Genomic DNA, 25,371 nt, shown 5'->3' on the forward strand with positions numbered 1-25,371 from the left:
TGATTCCATGATGAATAATGAGATCAAACTGGCATTTAACTGGAACATTTATGTTAAAGGAATTGAACCATTTGACATTAGCTGTATCAAGTGTCGATCAAAGCTTTAATTTTTATCGTCATATTTTAGGCTTTAAGCCCGTTGCTAAATGGGATACTGGCGCATATTTGACACTGAATACACTATGGCTATGTTTATCCCAAGATCAAGTTTGTAGATACAATGATTATACTCATTATGCTTTTAGCATAGACCACGAGCTTATAGATGAATTTATAAATAAAATCAGAAATGAAAAAATTCCTGAATGGAAAGACAATACAAGCGAAGGTAAATCAATTTATTTTTTAGATCCTAATGGACACAAACTTGAAGCCCATGTTGGCAATTTAGCAACACGTATACGTGAATGTAAAAAAAGACCATATTCAAATATGGTCTTTTTCGACTAAAAGGGCTGTATTTACGTCACTTTTATGCGCCTAAATCTGCCAAATTACCTTTTTGTTCTAACCAATGCTTACGATCGCTCGAACGTTTTTTGGCAAGCAATTTATCCAATAAACCAGCAGTAAACTGGATATCATCCAAATCTAGCTGCACCAGACGACGAGTATTTGGATCCATCGTAGTTTCACGAAGTTGGCTCGCATTCATTTCACCCAATCCTTTAAATCGAGTAATCTGCGGATTTTTAGTCTTAGCTTTCTTTAAGATAGTTTCTAACTCATCATCATCAAGTGCATAGTGTACGTCTTTTCCGTCATCTATACGGAACAAAGGCGGCATTGCCACATATAAATGCCCTTCTTCAACGAGGGTATGGAAATGTTTAACAAACAACGCACACAACAAAGTCGCGATATGCAAACCATCCGAATCGGCATCGGCTAAAATACAAATTTTACCGTAACGTAGTTCAGATAAATCATCACTGCCAGGATCGACACCAATCGCAATGGCAATGTCATGAACCTCTTGCGATGCCAACACCTCATCAGATGAGACTTCCCATGTATTTAAAATTTTCCCACGTATCGGCATGATCGCTTGGAAATTTTTATCACGTGCTTGTTTCGCTGAACCGCCTGCAGAATCCCCTTCCACGATAAAAAGTTCAGATTCTTCAAGGGTATGTCCTACGCAATCCGCCAATTTACCCGGTAACGCAGGTCCCGCTACAATTTTTTTACGTTCAACTTTTTTAGCGGCTTTTAAACGACGACCCGCTTTAGAAATCGCCATTTCAGCCAATTGCATCGCAACTTCTGAGTTTTGGTTTAGCCATAATGCAAAAGCATCTTTGGCAATATTCAATACGATATTGGAAGCTTCACGGCTCGACAAACGCTCTTTGGTTTGTCCTGAAAATTGTGGTTCTTGGAATTTGAGTGACAGGATATAGTTGACACCATCCCAAACATCTTCTGCTGAAAGTTTCAAGTTACGTGGCAATAAATTACGTAACTCACAAAACTCGCGCATCGCATCGGTCACGCCTGAACGCAGACCATTGACATGTGTACCGCCTTGCGCTGTTGGAATCAAGTTGACATAGCTTTCTTGGATTTGCTCACCACCCTCAGCATTCCAACAAATAGCAAACTCTGCACTGGCACGTTCAGCTTCACCTGTTGCGACAAAAGCAAGTTCTGGGACGATTTCTCGGTCTTGCAATTCATCCATCAAATAATCAACCAAACCATTTTCAAACTGCCATTCCACAGTTTCATTGTTGATTTGATCATTGAAAGTAATGTGCAAGCCTGCTGCAAGTACCGCTTTGGCTTTTAAATTGTGCTTCAGTGCTTTGATGGCAAATTTTGGACTATCAAAATATTTTTCTTCAGGCCAGAAACGTACTGTTGTTCCTGTAGCACGTTTCGGTGCTTTACCTTCTAAAACTTCAAGCGGTCCAACAGGTTCGCCACGCTCAAATGCCATTTTATACAGGTTACCCTGACGCTGTACTTCGACCTCAACACGTGTCGATAAGGCATTGACGACAGAAATCCCGACACCATGCAAACCACCCGAAAATTGGTAGTTATCAGTGCTAAATTTACCGCCAGCATGTAATTTAGTGAGGATAATTTCGATCCCGCTTTGTCCGTATTCTGGGTGAATATCGACAGGCATACCACGACCATTATCTTCTACAGCCAAAGACCCATCTTTATAAACCGTGACAACGATTTTATCTGCATGCCCAGCAAGTGCCTCATCGACAGCATTATCAATTACCTCTTGCGCCAAATGGTTTGGGCGTGTGGTATCGGTATACATGCCCGGGCGACGACGCACAGGATCTAAACCAGATAAAACTTCGAGTGATTGAGCCGTATATTGAGACACGTTCTTCGATTTCCTTTTATTTTATGGAATAGGATAAAAATTCGAGTAGCAAAGGTATTTTTTTGGAAAAATCATCCATCGCATGATTGCCGTGCATGTCTACAATAGTCATGGACATGTTTGGTGCTGCACTATAATACCGCTCTGCTTCACGATAATCCAAAACTTCATCACCTTGTTGCAATAAAAGTAATATTTTGTCTGCATCTTGCACAAAAGGGACTGCTATTTTGGCCAAGTGATCAAGTTGTGAATCATCGAGTTGCCAATTATCCGTCACATTGAACGGCAATTGCTGCTCTGTAAAGAGAGATCTAAACAATGCCCATGGTCGCATAGCTGGATTGATCAAAACAGCGGGGACGCCATGCTTAGCGACCAGTTGTGTCGCATAAAACCCACCTAAACTACTTCCGACAAGCGCAACATCTTGCAAACTTTCAATTAAATTTGAAACTTTGTCCAATGCTTGTTCAGGATGCATATTGAGATCAGGCAAATAAACCTGATGTCCTGTATTTTCCTGACAATACTGTTTGAGTTGCTGCCCCTTAATCGAAAGAGCACTGCTTAAAAAGCCATGTAAATAAATAATATTCATTCAGAATGGATTGCAAATTTCTGTTAAGTGTTTTAATTTTTAATGTGATCAATTTCACGAAATTGTTTCAATTTGTACTAGATTTCTGATTGTCAGACAAAAAATACAAAACTTGAGCAAAATCATCGCTATCTTAATCTTCTATGCAGAAATAGAAAAGTCAGAGATGATTTAGTGCAATTTATACATTGATCGGCATCAAAAATAAATAGCAAACGATCATCAAATGGAATTTAGGATAAAAATAATGCCAAGCTTAACTCCCCTACACGAAACCTATTGTAAATGGGACCGCTCCCCACCGAGTCAAGCGGATGTGCTAGAAGGTTTGGCACAGTTGATGAGTACCCGTTTAGGCAGTGTTGTGCATGAATTGGTACAAGCGATTCAACGTGAAATGTTGTTAAGTATTTTTGGTGTAAATAAGCAAGCCTCTAAGAAATTCCAAAAAATTCCTTATGTTGAAAAGCTTTATCAGTTTGCATTTAGCTCAATGGAAAATTATGGCTATTATTTTCTAGCACCGATGTTTCGTAAAATCATTGAACGCTTTCCAAAATTGCATGATAAACCGTTGACGCCTGCTATGACATTTTGGGTCAGTGCCTTAAATGGTGTGCTTGGTGATTATTTGCTTGCTCATCAAAATCCTTTGGCGCTCTCGCCTGTACTCTATGACCATTATGGTGCATTGCAACAAGGTGATTTGGCAGGGCGTGTGGTGATTTTCAGTCATGGTTTATGCATGAACCATTTAGATTGGTCCAATAGCAAACATCCCGGTATTCCTGAAAAATTATTGGCGCAACGTGATCACAACACCATGCTGTATTTCCACTACAACACGGGTCGTCGTATTTCTGCCAATGGTCGTAGCCTGTCCAATATTTTAGATGATTTGGTCAAACGCAATCCGCGTATTACCAGTATTGATCTGATTGGACATAGTATGGGCGGACTGGTTTCTCGTAGTGCCTTATTTTATGGCAAACAAAATATGACACAGTGGTTCCATATGGTTGAGAACTTGGTGTGCATTGGCTCGCCACATCATGGTGCGGTTTTAGAGCGTTTTGGCTACGCATTACAAGACCAAATTGGACGTTTCCCTTTGGTCAAAGTCTTTAGTCACGTGGTCAATATTCGTAGTAATGGTATTTTAGACCTGCGTTTTGGTAGTGTCCGTGACGATGACTGGGAGCACAATCCAGCTCGAATTGGTTTTATGGATGACAACCGAAAACCTGCCCCTCTCCCATCGCATATCAACACCTTTTTTATTGCTGGGACGCTTGAGCTAGAAAATAAAAAGAATAAAACCCTAAAAGTGATTGGGGATTATTTGGTGAGTTTAAAAAGTGCTTTAGGTGATCATCCAAATCCACGTTTTAAATTGAAAATTCCAGAATCTCATAAAGCCATTTTCTACGGCTTAAATCATTTTGAAATCCAGTATCACTTAAGCGTTGCAGAACAAGTCGCAAAATGGTTCTATCCACGCCATGATGAACTTGCTGAAGAACAGATTCGTAAATATTTGATTAAATTAGAAACCATGCAAGGCATCGTAGAAACTTAAAGATAATTGCGTGTCGCTCTTTAAGTTTTAATCGCGTTGATCATTGGATAGATTAAATCTGATCTGACCATGCTTGGATGGTTTTCACTTGCCCATTGTCTATGTGAATCATCAAATTGTATTGTGCTGCTCCACCGATAGAAAGTGTATTTAAAATATAAAGCTCATTATTTTTGCTATAAATTTCACTTTGTTCAAAATCATATTTTGCGCCCAACCGATCTTTTGGGAAAAAATATTGCTGTAATTTTTCTGCAGGAATCACGATCGTTTTGCCATTCCAAACGATATCAATCTGTTTGAACTGCAAGGCATGATTTGGGATTTCTCCATCCGTGCCCCAAAAAATTTGATTTTTATAATGGGTATAGCCAGTTTCAGCTGAATCTGCTTTTTTACTTTTTTTGAAATCTTGAAGCTTAAATTCGGCAGGTTTGACTTTTAAGGTCACCGTATTTTGAGCTAAGCGGTACACAGCCTGATCAGCAGAATGCCCTGTCAATTTCCATCGTTGAAAATCTTTAAAAGGATTGATTCGGCTTTGGTGAACATAGCCACCATCTTTGAGCTGAGAAGCAATGACCCAAACAAAGTTGGACTGCCCATCATGTACGGATACGACAGTTCCATTGTTCAGTCGTCCAATCACACCCGATTGTAATGATGCTTCATCTCGAACATTTACGTAGCCATCTTTATCTGAGATGAGCGCAAACTCGGCCAAACATAGGCTGGGTATCATGCCCAATCCAAGCAAAAACAATGTTATTTTTCTCATACTATTTCCACTCAATTTTCTTTTTAGTTTATAAAAAAAACCAGCTCAAATGAACTGGTTTTATATAGATACTGAGATTATGCAGTTGCAGGATATTTACGGAAAAGTTGCCACAAACAAATAATTGCAAGGAAACTAAAAAAGACCAAAGACCAAACTGCAAGAGACTGCCCTAAGAATGTCCAATCAACCACAGCACATTCACCAGAACCTGATAAGACTTCTTTGAGTACTGTTTGCATAGGCAAAGCATCTACCAAATAATCGAGTCCTGGACCACAGCTTGGCACTTGATCTTTTGGCAAATGCTGTAACCAAACCTGACGCGCAGCTACACCAACCGACCAGCCTATACCCGCAGTGGCAAGCAAAGTATAAATACGTTTTAAGGCATTTGATTTTGGATTGTGCAAAAATGCAATGAGTGCAAATAAGCCCATTGCCATCAATCCAACCCGCTGAAAAATACATAGAGGGCACGGTTCTAGACCATTGTTATGCTCTAAAAACAAAGCAAATGCCATACCCACGACACAAGCTAAAAATAAAAAACCACTGACGACGCGATAACTACCCCAATTCATGGATCCAGCCTCAAATATTTTTTAAATACGTTATCTAAAACGAGCAAGGTACTCATCAAAACCGATATCACTATCATTTTCGAGTGTTTGTTGCTCTTGCAAAGAACTATCTGTTAATCCATCAAAATACGCTAAAGTTTCTGCACTTAAAACATGTTGTTCGTAACTGCTTGCATGTTGATGTGCCATCACACTACCAAAACTCCAAGTACCATTTTGACGCAGCGTATCTTGGATCACTTGAGCAGAAAGCGTTTCATCAACTTCATCAATTCGTTCAAGCATCACTTTCATCGCTTGACGATAAATATCAGTAGCATAGGTTTGATCTAGTAAATCAGCCAAAGGTTGCATCGCTGTGACATGTTGCAGTGCCCAAGCTTCAATCGGTTGTGCTTCATGCAAACCTTGAATGGTGGCATTTGGCGCACGACCACGATTGACGACTTCGTTTTGATTTTTCTCGATAATTTCTTGTTCATGTTCCAATAAATCTGGGCTTTCAGTAAACAAGCAATACAAGGCTAATACTTCTAAAAATGCAGCAGTATTTTCATTGATCCCGATCGGGCTATATGGATTGACGTCAACAGCACGAAGCTCGACGTAACCAACACCTCGTTTTGCCAAAGCTTCCGAAGGTGTTTCGCCATCTTTTGGCACCTGTTTTGGACGAACAAGGCTGTAATACTCATTTTCAATCTGTAAAACATGATCATTGATTTGGATCGGCTGACCATTTTCATCATTTAAACCTAAACGACTAAATGGCGTATAAGGTGTATGCACAGCTTTTTGCAGTCCATCAAGATAACCACATAGGTTGTTATAATGGATACCTAGCTGTTTTTGTGCAGAGTTTTGGTAGCCAAAACGTCCCATACGTAGCGCAGTCGCATAAGGTAAAAATAATGTTCCTTTGACCAATGGCAACAACTGATGCTCACGTCCAGTCATAAAACATTTACAAACCGAAGGACTTGCCCCGACTAAAAACATCACCAATGGAGTCAAACGGATAAAATTACGAATCAAACCGAAATAGCGGTGGCTACGATAATCTTGCAAAGAAAGTGCTTTAAGCGCTTCATCTGTTTCGTGTTGTTGTAAGGCTTCAAAGACTTGATCTGGGAATGAAACATTATAATGAACCCCAGAAATCGTCTGCATACGGCGACCATAACGGACACCTAAACCACGACGATACAAGGTCTTAAATTGACCGATATTTGAACGGCCATACTGCGCTAGACGAATATTTTCTTCTTTATCATCGAGCATACATGGCATCGACAAAGGCCACAATTTTTCATCATTTTCTAAATGACGGTGCACATAAGCATGAATATCAGCAAGATAGCTTAACGCTTCAGGAATAGTTTCTTTAGGCGGAGTAATAAACTCCATCAATGCTTCAGAATAGTCCGTCGTGATATGCGGATGCGTTAATGCAGAACCTAAGCTTTTAGGATGGTCTGCTTGCGATAGAAAACCATTACTTTGCATACGCAGGCTTTCACGTTCAATACCACGTAACATTCCTTTGAACAACGCAGAATCAACCCAAGTCGGTAAAATTGATTGAGATTTCGATTCAGGTAGACTCATTCACTTGCTCACTTATTCTAAAGTTCTAACATCAACAATGTACTGCTCAGTATACCGTGATTTTTTCTTATCAATCCAATCTCACAGCGCATTTGCCATAAACAATGTTTGTCGCTCGGCATTTTTTATCACAAAGTTACTGTATAAGACACTGAAAATTTGTGATTTGATGGTATTAGACCCATAAAAGAATTGTTATATTTATGAATTATCAAACTGTTTTAGACTTTTGGTTCAATCCTGAAAATAAAGCATTCTGGTTTGCTAAAAGTGAAGAATTTGATCAAAAGATTGCTGAGCAATTTCTAAAAACTTTAGAACAGGCAGCACAATGCGAACTGTTTACTTGGCGTGATACAGCTCAAGGTCGTCTTGCAGAGGTTATTGTTTTAGATCAATTTTCACGAAATTTATACCGTGAAAATGCAAAGTCTTTTGCACAAGATCCATTGGCTTTGGCTCTTGCTCAAGAAGCGATTCAACTCGGCTTAGACAACCAACTTGAAGCACAAGAACGCTCATTTTTATATATGCCATTTATGCATAGTGAATCAAAAATTATTCACGCTGAAGCATTACAACTCTTTGAAAAACTGGGAAATCCGATTAACCTAGATTTTGAGAAAAAACACAAAGTGATTATTGATCGCTTTGGGCGTTATCCGCATCGCAATCATATATTAGGTCGAGATTCGACAGAAGAAGAACTTGAGTTTCTCAAACAGCCGAACAGCAGTTTTTAAGCTAAAATATAATGAAATAATGCGCGATAAAATGATGAACATCATCGGGGGGTACATGATGAAGAATATATTTTTGGGACTGACTTTGGTCACAGCATTTGCCATGACTGGATGTGTGACCACGCCATCCAAACCACGGACATTTGACCAACTGGGTCAATTTTCGACTTATCCATTAAACTCACAAACATATCGTGTCAGCTTTCAAGGCAATCCCAATATGAGCTTTGGAATGGCTGAAGAAATTGCTCTGCTCAAATCAGCGCAAACAACGGTACTCAATGGCTTTCGCTATTTTAAAGTCATGGATGATCCGAGTAATCGCAGTCAGCAGCCACCTCGTCAAGCGGTGATCTACCCGACACCAAGCTATTATCCTTATGGACCTTATGGCTACAGACGTTTTGGTGGTCCAATGATGTGGAATGATCCATTTTATGACATGCCAGAAGTGGTCAACATCGACCCTGTTCAGGTTTCCTATACCATTGAATGTTATCGTGACAATCAGAAAAAACCTGATGATGCATTTGATGCCAACATGATTTTACGATCTTTGGGACAAAAATATGGGCTTAGTCCGACAGGACAAGTGCTTTTACCTGAGCCTGCTGTTGTACCATCACAGGCACCTGCCACAAAATAAAAATAGGATTGTGAATGGAAAATACCGAAACGACCAGCTCTCCGAACTTAAATCGCAGTAAACGCTACGCCACTATTGCACTCGTTGTCGCAGTTGTGGCTTGGTTAGCCCTGATGATTTCAGCCAAACTTTTGCCTGAATATACTTGGTTTATCCAAATTTTAATGCTTGGCGCAGAAGCTGGCGTAGTGGGCGGGCTAGCCGATTGGTATGCAATCACGGTTTTATTTAGAAATCCGTTTGGCAAAATTCCTATTCCAAAATTTTTAAAAGACCATACCGAAATCATTCCTCGCAACAAAGCTCGCATTGCTGAATCCATGGGACGCTTTGTGCAGGAAAATTTTCTATCTCCAACAGTCGTTGAAAAAAGCCTTAAAAATACCGATCTCAGTCTTGCGATTGGTCAATGGTTAGCAAATCCAAAAAACAATGGACAAGTTGTTGAGGTTATCCAACAAACAGTGCCTAAGATTTTCGATTTCGTGGGTCAGGAACAAATTGGAAAATTCATCCAAAACAACTCTGTAGAATGGGTGAAAAATACCAAAATTAATACGCTTGCCAGCGAAATGATTCGCGCTGTTTTAGAAAATGATTTCCATCAAGATGTCTTGCAACGCGGATTGGACGTTGCTCATCATTGGATGGTGGATCATCCCGAAGAAACCCAAGAACTTACCCGCAAAATGTTTAAAGAATTGGGGGTCTGGAAACTTGCCAAAGGCGCAAGCTGGATCGGGATCGACGTACAACAACGCACCATTGATTCATTATTAGAAAAAGTCGACTCAATGCTCGCTGATCCAGAGCACCCTTGGCGACAAAAAATCGAAGATGCAGCAAACCAATTGATGCTGCAACTGGCAGATAGTGAAAGCGTTGCCAGCCAAAGATTAAATGACACTAAAAATGCGCTTTTAGATAGTCCACACGTGCTCAATTTTATCACTGGGGCTGTGGTGATCTTATGTGATGCAATCAAAAATGATTTATTAAAATCAAACTCAGGCATTGCCAATAACTTACGTATTGCCATTCAACAAGTCGGGCAAAGCATCATACAAAACGAAGCAGTACGTGAATTGTTAAATGAAAAAATGAGCGGAATTGCGATAAATTTAAGTGATCAATACAGTGAAAAAGTGATCACATTTATCAGTGAACGTATCCATGAATGGGACTCGCGTGAGATGATCGACAAGATCGAAAATGAAGTCGGTGGCGACTTACATATGATTCGAGTCAATGGTGTCGTTGTCGGTGCATTTATTGGACTAACACTGGGTGTGATTCGTGCCATAATTGATTTTGCTCTCACATAATCCTTTTTTTTAGGCTTGTTCATGATTGACATACATTCCAAACTTCCTGCCCAAGGTGTCACGATTTTTAGTGTCATGACTGCGCTCGCTCAACGCTTAAATGCACTTAATTTATCGCAAGGTTTTCCTGATTTCCCTGCTCCTGAAGCACTGTTACAAGCACTCGCCAAAGCAACTTTAGACGGCAACAATCAATATTCTCCGGGCGATGGTGTATTGGCACTCAGACAAGAATTAGCCAAAGTGTTTTTGCAGCGTGATGGGCTAAATATTGATATTTCAAGTGAAATGACCATAACTCCAGGCGGAACTATCGGTATATTTTGCGCCATCCAAGCGATGATTCATGCTGGTGATGAAGTGATTATTTTTGATCCTAGCTATGATAGTTATGCGCCAAGTGTGCAACTGGTCGGTGGTAAACCCGTACATATCAACCTGTCTAGCCATGATTTTTCTGTCGATTGGAATCAAGTCAAAGATGCAATCAATGATCGAACACGAATGGTCATCGTCAATACACCGCACAATCCTTCTGGCACGATTTGGTCACGTGAAGATTGGCGCAATTTAATTGATCTTATTGCCGATAAAAATATCGTGGTCATTTCTGATGAAGTGTATGAACATCTTATTTATGATGAGCAAAAACACATCTCAGCACTGAGTTTTCCAGAGCTACGTGAACGCAGTTTTGTGATTGGTTCTTTTGGTAAAACCTTTCATGTGACTGGCTGGAAAACAGGCTACTGTATCGCTGCGCCTAGTCTGATGAAGCTGTTCCGTCAGGTCTATCAATTTGCCAATTTCTGCGGTGTTACCCCAGTACAAATGGCTCTTGCAAGCTATATGCAACAACATCCAGAACATATCGAAAATCTTGCTCAATTTTATCAAAATAAACGAGATTTATTTTTATCAGGACTTTCCCAATCACGGTTTAGCTTTACACCTGCGCAAGGCACATTTTTTCAAACGCTGGATTATGCTCAAATCCGCCCTGATTTAAACGATGTAGACATGTGTAAATATCTTGCCGAAGAACATAAAATTGTGGCTATCCCTGTGTCCGTTTTTTATGAAAATTCACCTGAAAATTTACGTTTAATTCGTTTTTGTTTTGCTAAAAAAGAACAGACTTTACTACAAGCTTGCGACATTTTAAGTGCTTGCTAGCGTCAAAGTAAAAATCAAACTCTCCATTATTTCTTCATATAAAACAGCGTTAGATATAAAAACCTAACGCTTTTTCATTTTCAATTATGCTAATGTGAATGGATTCAATAATATTCGGATTAGACCTTAAAATAATATGACCACTCGGCAAAATCTCATTCATCAACCGCATTTTTGGAAAACTTTTTTAGTTTTCCTTTTGCCCTTGATCGCGACCAATATTCTGCAAAATCTCTCAGGCACGATCAACACTATTTTTGTCGGGCAAATGATGGGAGTGGATGCGATTGCAGCGATTTCAGTATTTTTCCCGATTATCTTTTTCTTGATGGCTTTTATTATTGGTCTCTCGGCGGGTTCAACGATCTTGGTTGGGCAAGCGTGGGGGGCTAAAAATATTGAAAAAGTGCAAAGTGTCGTCGGTTCGACACTGTTTATGACGCTGGTTGGTGGAGTTATTATCGCAGTCCTTGGTGTGATTTTTGCTAAGGAAATCCTGATCTTACTTGGGATAGATCCTAAGGTCATGCATTTATCCTTGCCTTATGTCCGCTGGATGCTGGCAGGTAGCCCGTTATTATTTGTTTATATTATTTATACCTCGATCTTACGTGGCGTTGGCGACAGTGTTACCCCACTGATTGCGCTTGGTATGACCAGCGTTATTGGTTTTATGATCACACCAGTACTGATCGCAGGTTATTTTGGTTTTCCAAAGCTGGGGATCATTGCACCTGCCATCGCCTCATCTATCGGCTATCTTGCTGTCTTGGTTTTTCTTTTTGTATTTTTAAATAAAAAAAACCATCCACTGAAACCTGACCGCCAGTTTTTTAAACATATTCGGCATGACCCTGCTTTAAGCAAAATCATTTTACGTTTAGGTATCCCGACTGCAATCCAGATGGTGACAAACTCCGTTGCAGGCTTGGTCATTATCGGCTTGATCAACCAATACGGCTCGCACGCGACAGCCGCCTATGGTGCGGTGAATCAAGTGCTTAACTATATCCAGTTTCCTGCGCTTTCTATCGCAATCGCCGCTTCAATTTTTGCAGCTCAAGCCATTGGCGCAGGTAAAGCTGAATTGCTGTCTAAAGTCACCAAAACTGCTTTGAGTATGAACATTATCATTACTGGGATTTTGGTGATCTTGGGCTATTTATTTTCAAAATATTTGATGGCTTTATTTATCACCGATGCTAGCGTTATCGCACTCGGTCAAGAGTTGTTATTTATCATGCTCTGGTCGATTTTGTTTTTTGGTGCAAGTGCTATTTTTGCCTCTATCATGCGAGCAAGTGGTACGGTCAATATCCCGATGATTATTAATATTGGCGCGATTATTTTGATCGAAGTGCCTTGTGCTTATTATTTTAGTCATCTTTGGGGATTGAAAGGCATTTGGTATGCCTATGCGCTTGCCTTTGCCTCACTCTGCATCATGCAGGCCATTTACTTCCAGTTTGTTTGGAAGAAAAAGAAAGTAAAAGCGTTGATTTAAGATATCAAAAAGCCACTGATTTACAGTGGCTTTTTATTGATTTTGAAATAGCGTTTTAATGATTTTCAAACTTACTTCGGTTCTAAACGTTTGCTCAATTTAGTCGCGAAAGCAGTTACTTTTTGATAGCCTGTCGGCAAAATACGTTGCATGATATCAATGGTTTTTGCATCATTTCCAATCAATAAACGGCGTTTATTTTTCAAAACAGCATCCAAAATTTCTTGTGATGCTTCGACTGCGGGCTTACGCAATAATTTGTTAAATGCTTTTGCAGATTTTTCAGGATTCATTCCCAAAGAACGTAAACTATCGTTCATACGTGCATCATTGGCGATGTTGGTACGAATACCCCCCGGATGTACACAAAGCGCGCTCACGCCACAATTTTCAATATCTAACTCTTGGCGTAAAGATTCAGTAAAACCACGAACAGCAAACTTCGTTGCGTTATAACCTGACTGAGTTGGTTGTGCTGTCAAACCAAACAAACTCGAAGTATTGATGATATGACCATCACCTGTCTTTTTAATATAAGGTAAAAATTCTTTAGTACCGTAAACCACGCCCCAGAAGTTGATTCCCATGATCCATTCGAGTTCTTCGTATGTCTCACCCTCAACTGTCGCACCCAATGCTACACCTGCATTGTTGAAAATCATGTTTACAGAACCATGATTTTGCACAGTATCTTCAGCCCATGTTTTAACTTCTTCACGATTGGCAACATTGACTTTTTTCGTGGTCACACGAACATTGAATGGCTTAACCAATTCTAAAGTTTCAGCCAATCCTTTTTCATTGACATCACTCAAGGATAAATGACAACCCTCTTTCGCGAGTAAGTAAGCCAGTTGTTGTCCCATACCTGAGCCTGCGCCTGTGATCGCAGCGACTTTATTTTTAAAATTCTTCATTGTGTATCCTTATTTGAATTTTGCGCACACATGCAGTTTTGTGCGGCTCACTGGATCACTATAATTTTGACAATATGTGTTGTCAATATGCTTTAAACATGATTTATTATGTCTAAATGTCCATATTTGCATGTCATTTCTGGACGAATACCTATGCTTTCATACAGATATTGTTACACTACAACCCCTTTTAACCATTTGGCGGCGGCTTATGAAATCTGAAAATACCCATACAGAAACCATCAAAGACCTTGCTGAGCCAAAAAAAACAACTACAAAGAAAAATAAAGAACGCCAATTTAAAGGCATGTCACTGAGCGAACGTAAAGAAGCTCGCCGAGAAAAATTAATCGAGGCTGGCATTGAAACCTATGGTACACATGGATTTTTTTCAGTCACCGTCAAAGATGTTTGTAATGAAGCCAAACTGACTGAACGCTATTTTTATGAATCATTTAAGAAAAGTGAAGAATTATTTCAAACGATTTTTATACAATTGATTGAATCTATGCAACAAAATGTCATGCAATCTGTCATGAAAGCATCACCCGATCCCAAAGAAATGATTCATAGCGGGCTGACCGCGCTGTTTACCATGCTCAAAAATGATCCTCGTATGGCGCGCATTATTTATATCGATGCCATGCTGGTTCAAGAGTTACATAATCGCGCCACAATCCACGAAACCATGGGGCGTTTTGACCGCATGATTCATGCTTTTGTGATGCTCATGTTGCCGCATATCGACCGTAGCGAAAAAGAGATTTCATTGGTTGCGACGGGTCTAAATGGCTATGTTACGCAAATTGCTATTCGTTGGGTAATGAGCGGATTTAAGCAATCTCTCGAAGAAATATTAAACGCTTGTGAAACTGTTTTCGTGGCTTTGGTTGAAAATTTCTCCAAAAAATAAAATTTGTCATGAAAATGTCAAAAAAATTATTTTTAATGCTCATATTCGATCAAGATCTTGAATATGCTTAATTTAAAATATTATTTTTTCATAAGATATTCATTTTTCTGACTAAAAATTGTCACATTTTATTGCATTTAGTCTGCATTTTTACTCTTTTGCAATGATACTGTCATAATTAATCTTTGTAATAAGCCTGTCATAAATAAAAACGGTTCACCGTTCATTACTAGGATATTGCGTTGTGAAAGATGACTATATATTAATCGTCGATGACGAACTTCCAATCCGAGAAATGATTCACACTTCTCTGGATATGGCTGGCTTCCAATGTCTGCAAGCCGAAGACGCAAAACAAGCACATCAAATGATCGTCGATCAACGTCCAGCGCTTATTCTTTTAGACTGGATGCTCCCAGGTGGGGTGAGTGGTGTTGATCTTTGTCGTCGTTTAAAAAGAGATGAAAATCTCTCTGAAATTCCTGTGATCATGTTGACTGCCCGTGGTGAAGAAGACCACAAAGTACAAGGGCTAGACGCAGGTGCAGACGACTACATGACGAAACCATTTTCAACTCGTGAATTGGTTTCTCGAATCAAAGCTGTGTTGCGACGTGCCAATGCATTAAGTGGTGAAAAAACCATTGATGCCAATGGCTTGATCCTGGATCCTGTGAGCCAACGTGTAAGCTTTGGCAACAGCATTTTAGATATGGGACCGACTGAATACCGTTTATTGGCATTCTTTATGACCCATCCAGAACGTGCTTATACACGTGCGCAGCTTTTGGACCAAGTCTGGGGCGGTAATGTCTATATCGAAGACCGTACCATTGATGTGCATATCCGTCGCTTAAGAAAAGTCCTTGAACCTTACGGTGCTGATCGTTATGTTCAAACTGTGCGTGGTACTGGTTACCGTTTCTCTACACGAGCTGATGTGGCTTTAGGTTAGGGTGTAACCCAATCATTTATCTAGGTTAATAATCCTTTATGTATGAACCTTACCCCGTCCCTGATCTTGCCCGCGAACATAAAAAATTTCGCTACAGCAGTTTATGGACTTTTGCAAAACAAGATTTACGTCTGCTTGCTTTTCTGTTGGTTGTCGGCGGATTTATCGGTTTCGGGACTGGGTATTTTTGGATTTGCATTTTTTTAGCATTTGCAGTGTTTTTTGCTCTGCAATTGCGTTCCTTATATTTGGTCAATGAATGGATTTCCAATCGTCCATACGATGCACCACCCAATCTTGATGGAATTTGGGGTGCATTATTATTTAATGTATATCGTGCCCAGCGCCAAGAACGTATCGTTCAAGCGGAAATGGTTGGTTTAATCGATCGTGCACAATCTTCATTGGTGGCGCTTGCCGAAGCCGTGGTTTTAACGGATGAATTACATCAGATCGAATGGTGGAACCCAGCCGCAGAAAAACTATTAGGGATTCAACCCCTCGATCGTGGACGCAATATTCTCACCATTCTCAGACAACCAAGCTTTATCGAATACTTTAATAGTAATGATCAATCGCCAGACGGCATCAAGATTAAATCCTCAATTTATGATGAACATTATGTGCAAATTAAATTGACTCGATTTGGTAGTGAAAGTCGTTTATTGGTTGCTTACGATATCACCCGCATGCACAACCTTGAACAAATGCGTAAAGATTTCGTTGACAATATTTCCCATGAATTGCGTACACCACTAACCGTGTTAAGTGGTTATATCGAAACATTTACCGACCAAGAAGATCTCAATCCACGTTGGAAAAGAGCTTTCGATCAAATGCAATCACAAACCAAACGTATGAATGCTTTGGTCAATGATTTACTGCTACTTTCACGTTTAGAAGGCAATAAACAAATTGCTAAAAATCAGATCATTGAAATGCCAAGTCTGATGAATCAACTGTTTGATGATGCCCAAGCCTATAATGTCGATTATGGGCATACGCTCAATTTAGATATTGATAGTCACTGTGATTTAATTGGTTCTGACATGGAACTTGCGAGCGCATTTAGCAACCTGATTACCAATGCCATCAAATACACCCCTAAAGGTGGAACCATTACCATTGGTTGGCACGATGATGGTGAGCACGGCTATTTTACAGTTCAAGATACCGGGATCGGCATAGATCCGAAACATCTACCTCGTTTGACTGAGCGTTTTTATCGCGTAGACAGTGCACGTAGCCGTCAAACCGGCGGAACAGGACTGGGCTTAGCCATCGTAAAACATGTGTTGATGCAACATAGTGCTTATTTGGAAGTTGAATCTACCGAAGGTCAAGGTTCGATATTTAAAGCGGTATTTCCAAAAGAAAGATTATATTTTTTATAAAATAATCTGATTATTTTAAAGCTTAAATTTTTAAATAAAATCTGCACATCTAAACTACCCTTCTTTTTATAAAGAAAGGCAGTCCATATAATCATCGTTTTAAAAAATTAAAATATACGATCGCTTTGCATATAATGCTCTGATATCTGATTTAAAGTTTTTAAAACCACTTCACTTTCATTGAGCAATAATGCTTGATTGATCTGCTGCATATAATCCAGCAATTGTGTTTTTGCCTTTTCTGCAAATGCTGAGCTTACCGCTTGATCTTCATATAAAAGTACATACGTTTTGGCAAAACCATAGATTAGGTAATAGGCTATATTTTCAGATGGATTTTGATTTTCAATAATATTTTGCTCACAAGCGATTTTGAGTTGCTTAAAAGCATCTGTACCAGAAGAAAGATTTTTAAATTGATCAAATAGTGTTTGGAAAGTCATTGCAACATTCTCACTTAAAAAGAAAATCTACAGAAAATGTTTTAAGCTGGCAATGAAAACTTCATGTTAATTATTTCAAAATATTATTATTCTCTAGTTTATAAATTTAAAATAAAAAAGCTCAATATAAAATATCGAGCTTTTTTAAAACTATATGTTTAAAACCACATATTTAAAATCATATGATTTGGATATTAGAGAACTTGCCCCTCATCCGAACCTTCTCCCATCGGAAGAAGGGACTTCCCATATTAACTTTCAAAATAATGAATCATTGTATATTTACGATTTATGAAAGAGATCTATTATTTAGTTTTACCCAAACATTCACCCATGATCACAGTTGAATTTGCTTTAAACATTTCATCCCACGCCATTTTGTCTTTTTCAAATAAAACAATCGCAGTCGAACCGAGATAAAAACGTCCCAACTCAGCACCTTTTTCAAGCGGTAAATCATGATGATTTAGCTCTAAACGACCTGTCGGTTTTACTTTACCTGTCGCGACAGTTTCAATCCCTGCAACAATCATTGCACCAACCAAAACAACTGCCATACGCCCGATTTCTGTATCAAACAAACAGACCATACGCTCATTACGTGCAAATAATCCCGGAATATTTTCTGCAGTGGTTTGGTTCACTGAAAATAGCTCACCCGGAATATATAGAGTTTCAGTCAAAGTTCCCGCATACGGCATGTGCACACGGTGATAATCTTTTGGAGATAAATATACTGTAGCAAATTCACCATTTTTAAATGGTTCTGCGAGCTGAGGATCACCGATCAATTTTTCAACCGAAAAACTTTGTCCTTTCGCTTGAAACACATCACCATCACGTACTGTACCAATCTGTGAAATCGCACCATCCGCAGGACATACCACGCTCAAAGGATCTTGATCAATATCACGAATCCCCTCTTTTAGAGCACGAGTAAAAAATTCGTTAAATGATTTATATTTCAATGCATTTGTTTGTTCAGCGATAGATAAATCAATACCATACTGCGCTTTAAAAGCTTGAATTGCGACATTTTTGACAACAGGGTTTTCACTTGCCGCTATTTTACCAACTACACGGCTAAGTTGTTGTTGCGGCACGATACGTTGAGCTTGAATAAATGCTTGTTTTTTTAATTGAGAAATAAAACTCACGAAGGTGATTCTCCAGTAATGATCGGACTGTCAAGGCGATTGCCCCATTCGCTCCACGCACCATCATAAGCTTTGATATCCCAATTGAGTAGTCGACCAATGATATATGCCAAGCCTGAACGGTGATGTGATTGACAATACACCACCACAGGTTGACCTAAATCAAAGCCCAATTGTTCTAAACGCTGCTTTGTGCGTTCTAGGGGATGCAATTTTAAATGATTTTGTCGATCAATTGCAGTACTCCATTCAAATTGTCGTGCATTTGGAATGTGACCACCGCGTCTAGCTGCTAAACGCTGCCCTGTATATTCATCAACAGTTCGACAATCCCATACCTGTACTGAAGCCTGCTCTACTTGTTCTAATAGCTCTGGATATAAAATTCGATATTGTGAGTTTATTTGTTCAATTTCAAATAAATTTTCAACTTTTGCTGACTTTTCTTGATTGGAAGAAGTCGGCAATCCTGCACCTAACCATGCATGGATTCCGCCATTCAGCAAACTGGTTTGGGTAAATCCTAAGCAATGTAAATCCCAGATTAAACGCCCAGCCCAAGCACCACCTTCATCATCATAAACAACAACATGATGATCTTTGGAAATATTTAATGCTTGGATCAGATCTTTGAGCCCTTGTTCATCTGGCAATAAACCTGTTGCATGTTCTTGTTGACGTAGCAAAACATTTGGCTTGAGGTGTATCGCATGCGGAATATGCAATTGTTCATAAACTGAACTACGGCTCAAATCAACGATACGGATCAAATCATGCCCCAAATAAGGCACAAGTTCTTCTGCTTCTATCAATAATCCAAAATTAAAGTTTGCTGTTGTCATAAGATTTTCGAGTTTTTAAATGCATCGACTGACTTCATATTAGCATAGTGTTTTTTATCAATACGTCTAAATTTGATGAATCTTTAGCAATAAAATAGATATGAACACTTCAGTTTTTTATTTTACTTATAACTTAAAATGGGAAATAAAAAATCAGTATCCTCACTTTGGGATACTGATTTGATTTATATCTTAGAAACTTAAATAGCAAGATATTGCGTTCGACTAGCGAGACACACCTAGAGCGATCCTTGTGCTTTGGTTATAGCTCTAACCATCAGCCCAACAATGTCTAGCGTCATGCTCTGTTCATGTTGCCAAAACAAAGCGAGCTTCTATTTATTCAGCGACTTCCTGAATGTCAAAAACCTGACGCATATAGGCCAAGAAAGTATCGTTATCTGTCATGGTTTTTCCTGGACTATCTGAAATTTTAGCCACAGATTGACCATTACATTCCACCAATTTCAACACGATATTTAACGGTTTTTGTCCCATATCGTTGGTCAAATTGGTTCCGATTCCAAAACTCACTTTGAAGCGGTCTTTGAAATATTGATGTAAATCCCAAGCTGCTTGCAGATTTAGACCATCACTAAAAGTTAACATCTTGGTTTTGGTATCAATTTTAAGCTTGCGATAATGCTCATAAGCTTTATCACCCCATTCATAGGGATCGCCACTGTCATGACGTAAACCATCAAACAACTTCGCAAAATAAAGGTCAAAATCACGTAAAAATGCATCCATACCGACCACATCTGTTAACGCGATACCGAGATCACCACGATACTCTTGAACCCAAGTTTCGAGAGCCGCTTTTTGGAAATCACGTAAACGTACATCCAAAGCTTGGAAGGCCTGCAAAAACTCGTGCGCCATCGTACCAATCGGGAAAATTCCCATTTCTTTCGCAATTAAAACATTACTCGTACCACGGAAAACATTTGGTACAGCTTTGTGGAATGTTTGAATTACATGACGTTGCCAATCAAGGCTATAACGACGACGCGTACCGAAATCAGAGACTAAAAACGGAGGATCATTTGGATTTTGTTCTGTTTCAAATTTTTGTAGCAATGCGACTTTGGCTTGTAAACGGCGTTCACCTTCAAGCAAAACTTCATCACTACGAATACGTTTAAAATACAGCTCATTGACGATTGCGAGCACAAAGATTTCAAACATCATCGCTTGAACCATCGGACCTTCGACCCAGATATCTAAACGACCTTGCTCATCAATCCCTGCTTTGATAAAGCGGCGTTTCAATTGAAATAATTCGAGATAATCAACAAAATCACTTTTGATAAATCTAAATTTTCTTAAATAGGTTAATTCATCATCTCTAAATTTTAATTCACATAAATAATCAAGTTGTTCATTCAGTTCATCCAAAATATCCGTCAGGGGATAAACCGTGTCATCTAAATTACGACAACGAAAATGATAGACGCTATGTGTTTGTGGGAATTTGTGTAATACCACTTGCAACATTGTAAATTTATACAAGTCGGTATCTAATAATGAGTGAATGATTTGTGACATATGCTTGATTATTCCATTATGCTTCTTGCATTAAAGCATATTTTTTTTAACATGATCCTATAGATTTACTTTAAAACATATTTTTAATGAAATTTTAGTTTTCCATAATTAAGGTCTGTTTAGGTTTCATCTTCGATTCTAAAATAACACTACTTTGAAAGTTCACGCAATTTTTCTTCTTGTCCAAAAACTCTAGCAAACTCTTCAACAGTCAACTCATGGCTTTGATCTGCATTTTTATCACAGTCTTCTTTACGTAACTGCTTTGCAATCGTCCATTCTGCTTTGACAATCGCACCCATCAACGCAGTGTGTCCTCTATTGTCTCTTAAACAACGATTCGCACCATGTTTAAGTAAACTTGAGACAACAGGCTGTTGCCCATAATAGCTTGCCATCATCAAAGCGGTATAGTTGGCATCATTACGTATATCAACTGGAAAACCATGATTCAAAAATTCATCAACAACGTCAACTTGACCTGTTTTTGCTGCGGCAAAAAATAGATCGATCAATTCTTTTTGTTGCCCACTCAATGCCGTATTTTGTGGCATTACAACATCTTTAGCATGTAATTTGCCAATTCCTAAACTGAGTACTGTGATAATCAAAATACTCGCTAAACTCATCATTAAACCATTCAATAATTCTTTCATCGCTATATCTCAATTTGGAATTTAAATAAAATGCCTGTAAAACTCCCCTAGGGTGCAGGAAAGGTTAGAGCTTTACAGGACTTCTCTTAGGTGACTCCGTACGCCCCCATCACCAATTCAATCAAACCAATTTTATTCGTCTGAAAGTTTTGCAGCTTTTGCTTTAACCGTAGCAAGATTGCCTTTGGTCGCTGCTGTTAAACGTGTTCCATAATCAGCATCTGCTTTGTAGAAATAGGACAACATGATGTGTTTAGTTTCAGCATCTTTGACTTGACCTAGATCGGCTGCCAAATTACGGATCAAATCAGTTTTTTCTACAGCAGAATATGAGCGGTACAAATCACCAGCCTGCTTAAAGTTTTGCTGTTTTTTGATCGCGTTTTGCATCACAGTGCCCATCAGCGGCGTTTGAACTGCACGTGCTTTTTCAGTCGCAGGCTTTGGCTCTTTGATGCTCGGTTCATAATTTACATTTGAATCGCGTTCATCAATATTCATTGCACCTTCTTGGTTATTGTTATTCACTTTAACCAATGGACGGTTGACTGGAATTTGTTGATGATTCGCACCTAAGCGATACATTTGAGTATCTGAATAAGAGAAAATTCGACCTTGTAATAAACGATCTTCAGATGGCTCAATACCTGGAACTAAATTGCCTGGTGCAAAAGCTGCTTGCTCAGTTTCATTGAAGAAATTCTTCGGCATACGATTCAGCGTCAATGTCCCGACTTTAGTTTCTGGAATCAGATGGGTAGGCCAAATTTTGGTTGCATCTAATGGATTGAAATCAAAGCGATCTAAATCTTTTGGATCTAAGACTTGGATATAAAGATCCCATTTTGGGAAATGACCCGCATTGATATTGTTATATAAATCATTGGTTAAATGATTGAAATCTTTGGCTTGCATCTTGCTGGTTTCTTCAAGATTCATGCCCTTTAAGCCTTGTTGAGTACGGAAATTAAATTTCACATACTTATACTCACCTTGGGCATTGTAAAGTTTGAAAGCATGAACACTAAAACCATCGAGATTACGGTAACTGACAGGTGTTCCCAAATTAGAATACACATAAGTCAACATGTTAATCGACCATGGCTGACTTTGTAAAAAGTCAAAAATACGGTTTGGATCTTGCACATTGTTTACAGGAGACGGTTTCATCGCGTGGATAAAGTCAGGGAATTTGATCGCATCACGAATAAAGAACACTGGTAAATTATTGCCGACTAAGTCCCAGTTACCCTCTTGAGTATAAAATTTCAAACCAAAACCATGCGGATCACGTAAAGTTTCAGGTGAACCTTTAGGATGAATAACTGTTGAGAAACGCAGGAATACTGGCGTCTTTGTACCCGCTTTAAACAATGAAGCAATGGTTAAATCAGACAAATCTTTCGTTGCAACAAATTCACCATAGGCACCTGTACCACGGGCATGTACTACACGTTCAGGAATACGCTCACGACCAAAACGTTGTAATTTTTGAACCAATTGCACATCTTGTAAAAGTGTTGATCCATATTCACCCGCTGTGATCGAGTTTTGATTATCGCCTACTGGCGCCCCATTATCTTTAGTTAAAGGAGCTGCATAGCTTGCTGCTGTTGTAGCTGTCAGCATTGCAACTAGTAAAGAACGCTTAAACATAATTAATCTCTTAAATTCATACCCTTTCCTGCGGGTTTGATACTACTAAGCGAATTAATATAGGTAAAACCATTATTTTTTATAAATTCAATCGAATTATTAGATTGAAAATTTAGCTTTATTTTATCCGTTTAAAATACAAATACTTTCATAAAGTCTGATTTGCTACACTAGATTCGTCTCAATCATTTTATTTAGTTTAAAAATGCGCGCATTATTACAACGAGTTTTACAAGCCAAAGTTGTCGTTGACGGCGAAACAACAGGTGAAATAGATAAAGGAATTTTAGTATTTTTGGGCTTAGGCAAAGAAGATAATCTCGAAAAAGGTAAAAAACTGATTGATAAGATTTTAAAATATCGCTTTTTCGATGATGAACAAGGCAAGATGGGCTGGAATGTCAGCCAAGCCAATGGTGGGATTTTGTTGGTTTCTCAATTTACTTTGATGGCACAAACTCAAAAAGGGTTGCGCCCAGACTTTGGACCTGCCATGCCACCCGATCAAGCGAAAGCATTGTATGAAGACTTGGTTGCATATGCGAAAACTCAGTTTACTCACGTTGAAACCGGTATATTTGCAGCCGATATGAAAGTGCATTTGGTCAATGATGGACCAGTGACATTTAATTTAGAAGTAGAATAATTTTTGTAGAAAAGAAATCAAATGCCAAAAATATTTTGTTAAGCCAAATTGCATAGTATCAATTTAAAAGCATAAAGCCAGTCGATCTGACTGGCTTTATTTTTGTACATCATGCGATAACTTAGCGACCCAATTTCTCTTTTAAAAATTGGCGTGCAAATTTGATTTTTTCTTTTACTGGTTTTGGCACTTTTGGTGGAATCAATTTAGCAACTTGGTTAAACCAAACCAGCAAACCAAAATCACCTTCCATTTTGATAGAACCGTTTTGCATACCTGTCATAAATGCAGTTGGGTCACCTTTCATCAATGTTTTTACACCGTGCTCACTATCAGCAAACTGTAAAATGAAATCCGCTTTTTCTGGTGCGCCAGAAACGGTATCAATTTGACCATTATCTACAATGATTTGACGCGCAACACCAAGATCGGTCCCGATTTGAATGCGAAAAGCACGATCATGGGTCAATTCAATAAATTTTGGACTGGTTCTTGCGAGTTGCTTCATACGATAAGCAAGTCCTAAAACCAATAAATCAAGCGGATCTGTACTAGCATCGACAATTGGTAGTTTAACGACGGGTATTGAAGATAATTTCATGACAATTAAGCCTGTTGTTTTATTTTAAATCATATCCGCTCATCCTAGCATAACTTGTTATTTTCCAATCAAGACTTTGTATAACAAAATTATCTAAGTGAAACATTCGAGCTAAAAAAGGTGTACCGAAGTACACCTTTTTTTATTTATTCTATATTGAGCAATCTAATCATCTTCATAGACGGGCGTATGTTCGATGTATTGGCGATTTGCCAAAGTTTTTTGAGCAAGACTGTCCAGTTTCAATAAAATAAATGTCATGCTCACCATTGCAACCATGACCGCTGATAAATAACTATACGTCATTGGTAGTTCAAATAATCTTTGTACGCTGAATCTTACTGTCTCTAATAAGCCCCAGAAGACCATACCTGCTAGCATAAAGCCTAACCAACGACGGTAAGGGGAAAAGAAAACAGCAGTCAGTGCAGCCAAAATAAGGCTAAATCCGACCAAACTCGCTAAAGTCGCTGTTACCATGTTTAACCTCCGTCAGAGATAATATCTTTCAATTGACTCAACCTTTCCAATGTTGTTTCTCAACAAAGTAATGTTTCCTAGCTTTAACTACTTTTCAATTTTATAAAAGCTTCTGAAAAGCATTATGGAGAGTTTTGAACAGAAAAAAAGCCTTGTTTATTTACTAAACGACATACCTTGTCGCAACATTCATTTGTCATTACATTTTTATTTGTGGTACTTTTTCTCAAAGTCCAATCAGAATCAATCTTGGCTTGTCATTAC

The 25,371-nt window shown here is 38.8% G+C and carries 25 protein-coding genes; 11 read left to right on the forward strand and 14 right to left on the reverse strand.

All coding sequences use genetic code 11. The features are described 5' to 3' along the window. The first annotated feature begins 50 nt into the window (after positions 1-50). On the forward strand, positions 51-452 hold the full coding sequence (gene fos / locus F960_RS19530) for a fosfomycin resistance glutathione transferase (protein ID WP_004870084.1): 402 nt from the start codon (positions 51-53) through the stop codon (positions 450-452). Between the two features lie 22 nt (positions 453-474). Here the strand turns inward: fos and parE are convergent, their stop codons facing one another. Together parE and F960_RS19540 are read right to left on the reverse strand one after the other, a co-directional pair. Beyond that, a complete protein-coding gene (gene parE, locus F960_RS19535; RefSeq protein WP_004870086.1) occupies positions 475-2,355 on the reverse strand; it encodes a DNA topoisomerase IV subunit B in 1,881 nt (626 codons plus the stop codon). Positions 2,356-2,371: 16 nt separating this feature from the next. Then, positions 2,372-2,956 (reverse strand): YqiA/YcfP family alpha/beta fold hydrolase, encoded by a 585-nt coding sequence (locus tag F960_RS19540; RefSeq protein WP_004870088.1) that lies wholly within the window; start codon positions 2,954-2,956, stop codon positions 2,372-2,374. A gap of 247 nt (positions 2,957-3,203) precedes the next feature. On the opposite strand from F960_RS19540, the gene F960_RS19545 reads away from it, so the two are divergent. After that, positions 3,204-4,535, forward strand: coding sequence for a PGAP1-like alpha/beta domain-containing protein (locus F960_RS19545; protein WP_004870090.1), 1,332 nt, complete (start codon positions 3,204-3,206; stop codon positions 4,533-4,535). 52 nt (positions 4,536-4,587) lie between these two features. On the opposite strand, the gene F960_RS19550 is transcribed toward F960_RS19545, so the two are convergent. From F960_RS19550 to gshA, 3 genes are all read right to left on the reverse strand, one after another. Next, on the reverse strand, positions 4,588-5,313 hold the full coding sequence (locus tag F960_RS19550) for an SH3 domain-containing protein (protein ID WP_004870093.1): 726 nt from the start codon (positions 5,311-5,313) through the stop codon (positions 4,588-4,590). Between the two features lie 77 nt (positions 5,314-5,390). Continuing rightward, the gene (locus tag F960_RS19555; protein WP_004870095.1) at positions 5,391-5,897 is read right to left on the reverse strand and encodes a disulfide bond formation protein B; all 507 of its coding nucleotides are present in this window, start codon (positions 5,895-5,897) and stop codon (positions 5,391-5,393) included. A 30-nt stretch (positions 5,898-5,927) separates the two neighbouring features. After that, entirely contained in the window at positions 5,928-7,505 is a 1,578-nt protein-coding gene (gene gshA, locus F960_RS19560; protein ID WP_004870097.1) for a glutamate--cysteine ligase, read from the reverse strand. A 203-nt stretch (positions 7,506-7,708) separates the two neighbouring features. Here gshA and F960_RS19565 point away from each other — a divergent pair, with 203 nt between their 5' ends. The 5 genes from F960_RS19565 to F960_RS19585 all read left to right on the forward strand — a co-directional run bounded on the left by F960_RS19565 (position 7,709) and on the right by F960_RS19585 (position 12,899). Continuing rightward, complete coding sequence (locus F960_RS19565; RefSeq protein WP_004870099.1) at positions 7,709-8,248, forward strand: DUF924 family protein; 540 nt, start codon at positions 7,709-7,711, stop codon at positions 8,246-8,248. 58 nt (positions 8,249-8,306) lie between these two features. Next, on the forward strand, positions 8,307-8,894 hold the full coding sequence (locus F960_RS19570) for a CC0125/CC1285 family lipoprotein (RefSeq protein ID WP_004870100.1): 588 nt from the start codon (positions 8,307-8,309) through the stop codon (positions 8,892-8,894). Positions 8,895-8,908: 14 nt separating this feature from the next. Continuing rightward, entirely contained in the window at positions 8,909-10,219 is a 1,311-nt protein-coding gene (locus F960_RS19575; RefSeq protein WP_004870102.1) for a DUF445 domain-containing protein, read from the forward strand. Between the two features lie 21 nt (positions 10,220-10,240). After that, a complete protein-coding gene (locus F960_RS19580) occupies positions 10,241-11,395 on the forward strand; it encodes a methionine aminotransferase (protein ID WP_004870105.1) in 1,155 nt (384 codons plus the stop codon). A 136-nt stretch (positions 11,396-11,531) separates the two neighbouring features. Continuing rightward, a complete protein-coding gene (locus F960_RS19585) occupies positions 11,532-12,899 on the forward strand; it encodes an MATE family efflux transporter (protein ID WP_004870106.1) in 1,368 nt (455 codons plus the stop codon). Between the two features lie 71 nt (positions 12,900-12,970). Here F960_RS19585 and F960_RS19590 read toward each other — a convergent pair whose 3' ends face one another. After that, positions 12,971-13,816 (reverse strand): SDR family NAD(P)-dependent oxidoreductase, encoded by an 846-nt coding sequence (locus tag F960_RS19590; RefSeq protein WP_004870108.1) that lies wholly within the window; start codon positions 13,814-13,816, stop codon positions 12,971-12,973. Between the two features lie 307 nt (positions 13,817-14,123). Between F960_RS19590 and F960_RS19595 the strand changes: the two genes are divergently transcribed. The 3 genes from F960_RS19595 (at position 14,124) to phoR (ending at position 17,078) form a co-directional block, all read left to right on the forward strand. Continuing rightward, complete coding sequence (locus tag F960_RS19595; RefSeq protein ID WP_373429864.1) at positions 14,124-14,729, forward strand: TetR/AcrR family transcriptional regulator; 606 nt, start codon at positions 14,124-14,126, stop codon at positions 14,727-14,729. Positions 14,730-14,973: 244 nt separating this feature from the next. Next, positions 14,974-15,684 (forward strand): phosphate regulon transcriptional regulator PhoB, encoded by a 711-nt coding sequence (gene phoB / locus F960_RS19600; RefSeq protein WP_004870111.1) that lies wholly within the window; start codon positions 14,974-14,976, stop codon positions 15,682-15,684. 38 nt (positions 15,685-15,722) lie between these two features. Then, a complete protein-coding gene (gene phoR / locus F960_RS19605; protein ID WP_004870113.1) occupies positions 15,723-17,078 on the forward strand; it encodes a phosphate regulon sensor histidine kinase PhoR in 1,356 nt (451 codons plus the stop codon). Between the two features lie 107 nt (positions 17,079-17,185). On the opposite strand, the gene F960_RS19610 is transcribed toward phoR, so the two are convergent. From F960_RS19610 to F960_RS19635, 6 genes are all read right to left on the reverse strand, one after another. Beyond that, a complete protein-coding gene (locus F960_RS19610) occupies positions 17,186-17,521 on the reverse strand; it encodes a hypothetical protein (protein WP_004870114.1) in 336 nt (111 codons plus the stop codon). A gap of 305 nt (positions 17,522-17,826) precedes the next feature. Then, positions 17,827-18,678: an archaetidylserine decarboxylase gene (gene asd, locus F960_RS19615; protein WP_004870116.1), complete on the reverse strand. Its 852-nt coding sequence runs from the start codon at positions 18,676-18,678 to the stop codon at positions 17,827-17,829. Then, positions 18,675-19,520 (reverse strand): sulfurtransferase, encoded by an 846-nt coding sequence (locus tag F960_RS19620; protein ID WP_004870118.1) that lies wholly within the window; start codon positions 19,518-19,520, stop codon positions 18,675-18,677. Before F960_RS19620 ends, asd begins: the two co-directional genes overlap by 4 nt. 339 nt (positions 19,521-19,859) lie before the next feature. Continuing rightward, entirely contained in the window at positions 19,860-21,068 is a 1,209-nt protein-coding gene (gene pncB, locus F960_RS19625) for a nicotinate phosphoribosyltransferase (protein ID WP_004870119.1), read from the reverse strand. Between the two features lie 149 nt (positions 21,069-21,217). After that, complete coding sequence (locus F960_RS19630; protein WP_004870121.1) at positions 21,218-21,724, reverse strand: ankyrin repeat domain-containing protein; 507 nt, start codon at positions 21,722-21,724, stop codon at positions 21,218-21,220. A gap of 132 nt (positions 21,725-21,856) precedes the next feature. Next, positions 21,857-23,380 carry a catalase gene (locus tag F960_RS19635; protein ID WP_004870124.1) on the reverse strand — a complete coding sequence of 508 codons (1,524 nt, stop codon included), beginning with the start codon at positions 23,378-23,380 and terminating at the stop codon, positions 21,857-21,859. Between the two features lie 205 nt (positions 23,381-23,585). Between F960_RS19635 and dtd the strand changes: the two genes are divergently transcribed. Further along, positions 23,586-24,026: a D-aminoacyl-tRNA deacylase gene (dtd, locus tag F960_RS19640; protein WP_004870125.1), complete on the forward strand. Its 441-nt coding sequence runs from the start codon at positions 23,586-23,588 to the stop codon at positions 24,024-24,026. 121 nt (positions 24,027-24,147) lie between these two features. Here the strand turns inward: dtd and F960_RS19645 are convergent, their stop codons facing one another. Then, complete coding sequence (locus F960_RS19645) at positions 24,148-24,627, reverse strand: hypothetical protein (protein ID WP_004870127.1); 480 nt, start codon at positions 24,625-24,627, stop codon at positions 24,148-24,150. A 165-nt stretch (positions 24,628-24,792) separates the two neighbouring features. Then, the gene (gene aciT / locus F960_RS19650) at positions 24,793-25,107 is read right to left on the reverse strand and encodes an AciT family ciprofloxacin tolerance protein (RefSeq protein ID WP_004870129.1); all 315 of its coding nucleotides are present in this window, start codon (positions 25,105-25,107) and stop codon (positions 24,793-24,795) included. Positions 25,108-25,371 lie beyond the last annotated feature (264 nt).

Origin of the sequence: Acinetobacter gerneri DSM 14967 = CIP 107464 = MTCC 9824 (assembly GCF_000368565.1) — a bacterium.
GTDB classification, from domain to species: Bacteria; Pseudomonadota; Gammaproteobacteria; order Pseudomonadales; family Moraxellaceae; genus Acinetobacter; species Acinetobacter gerneri.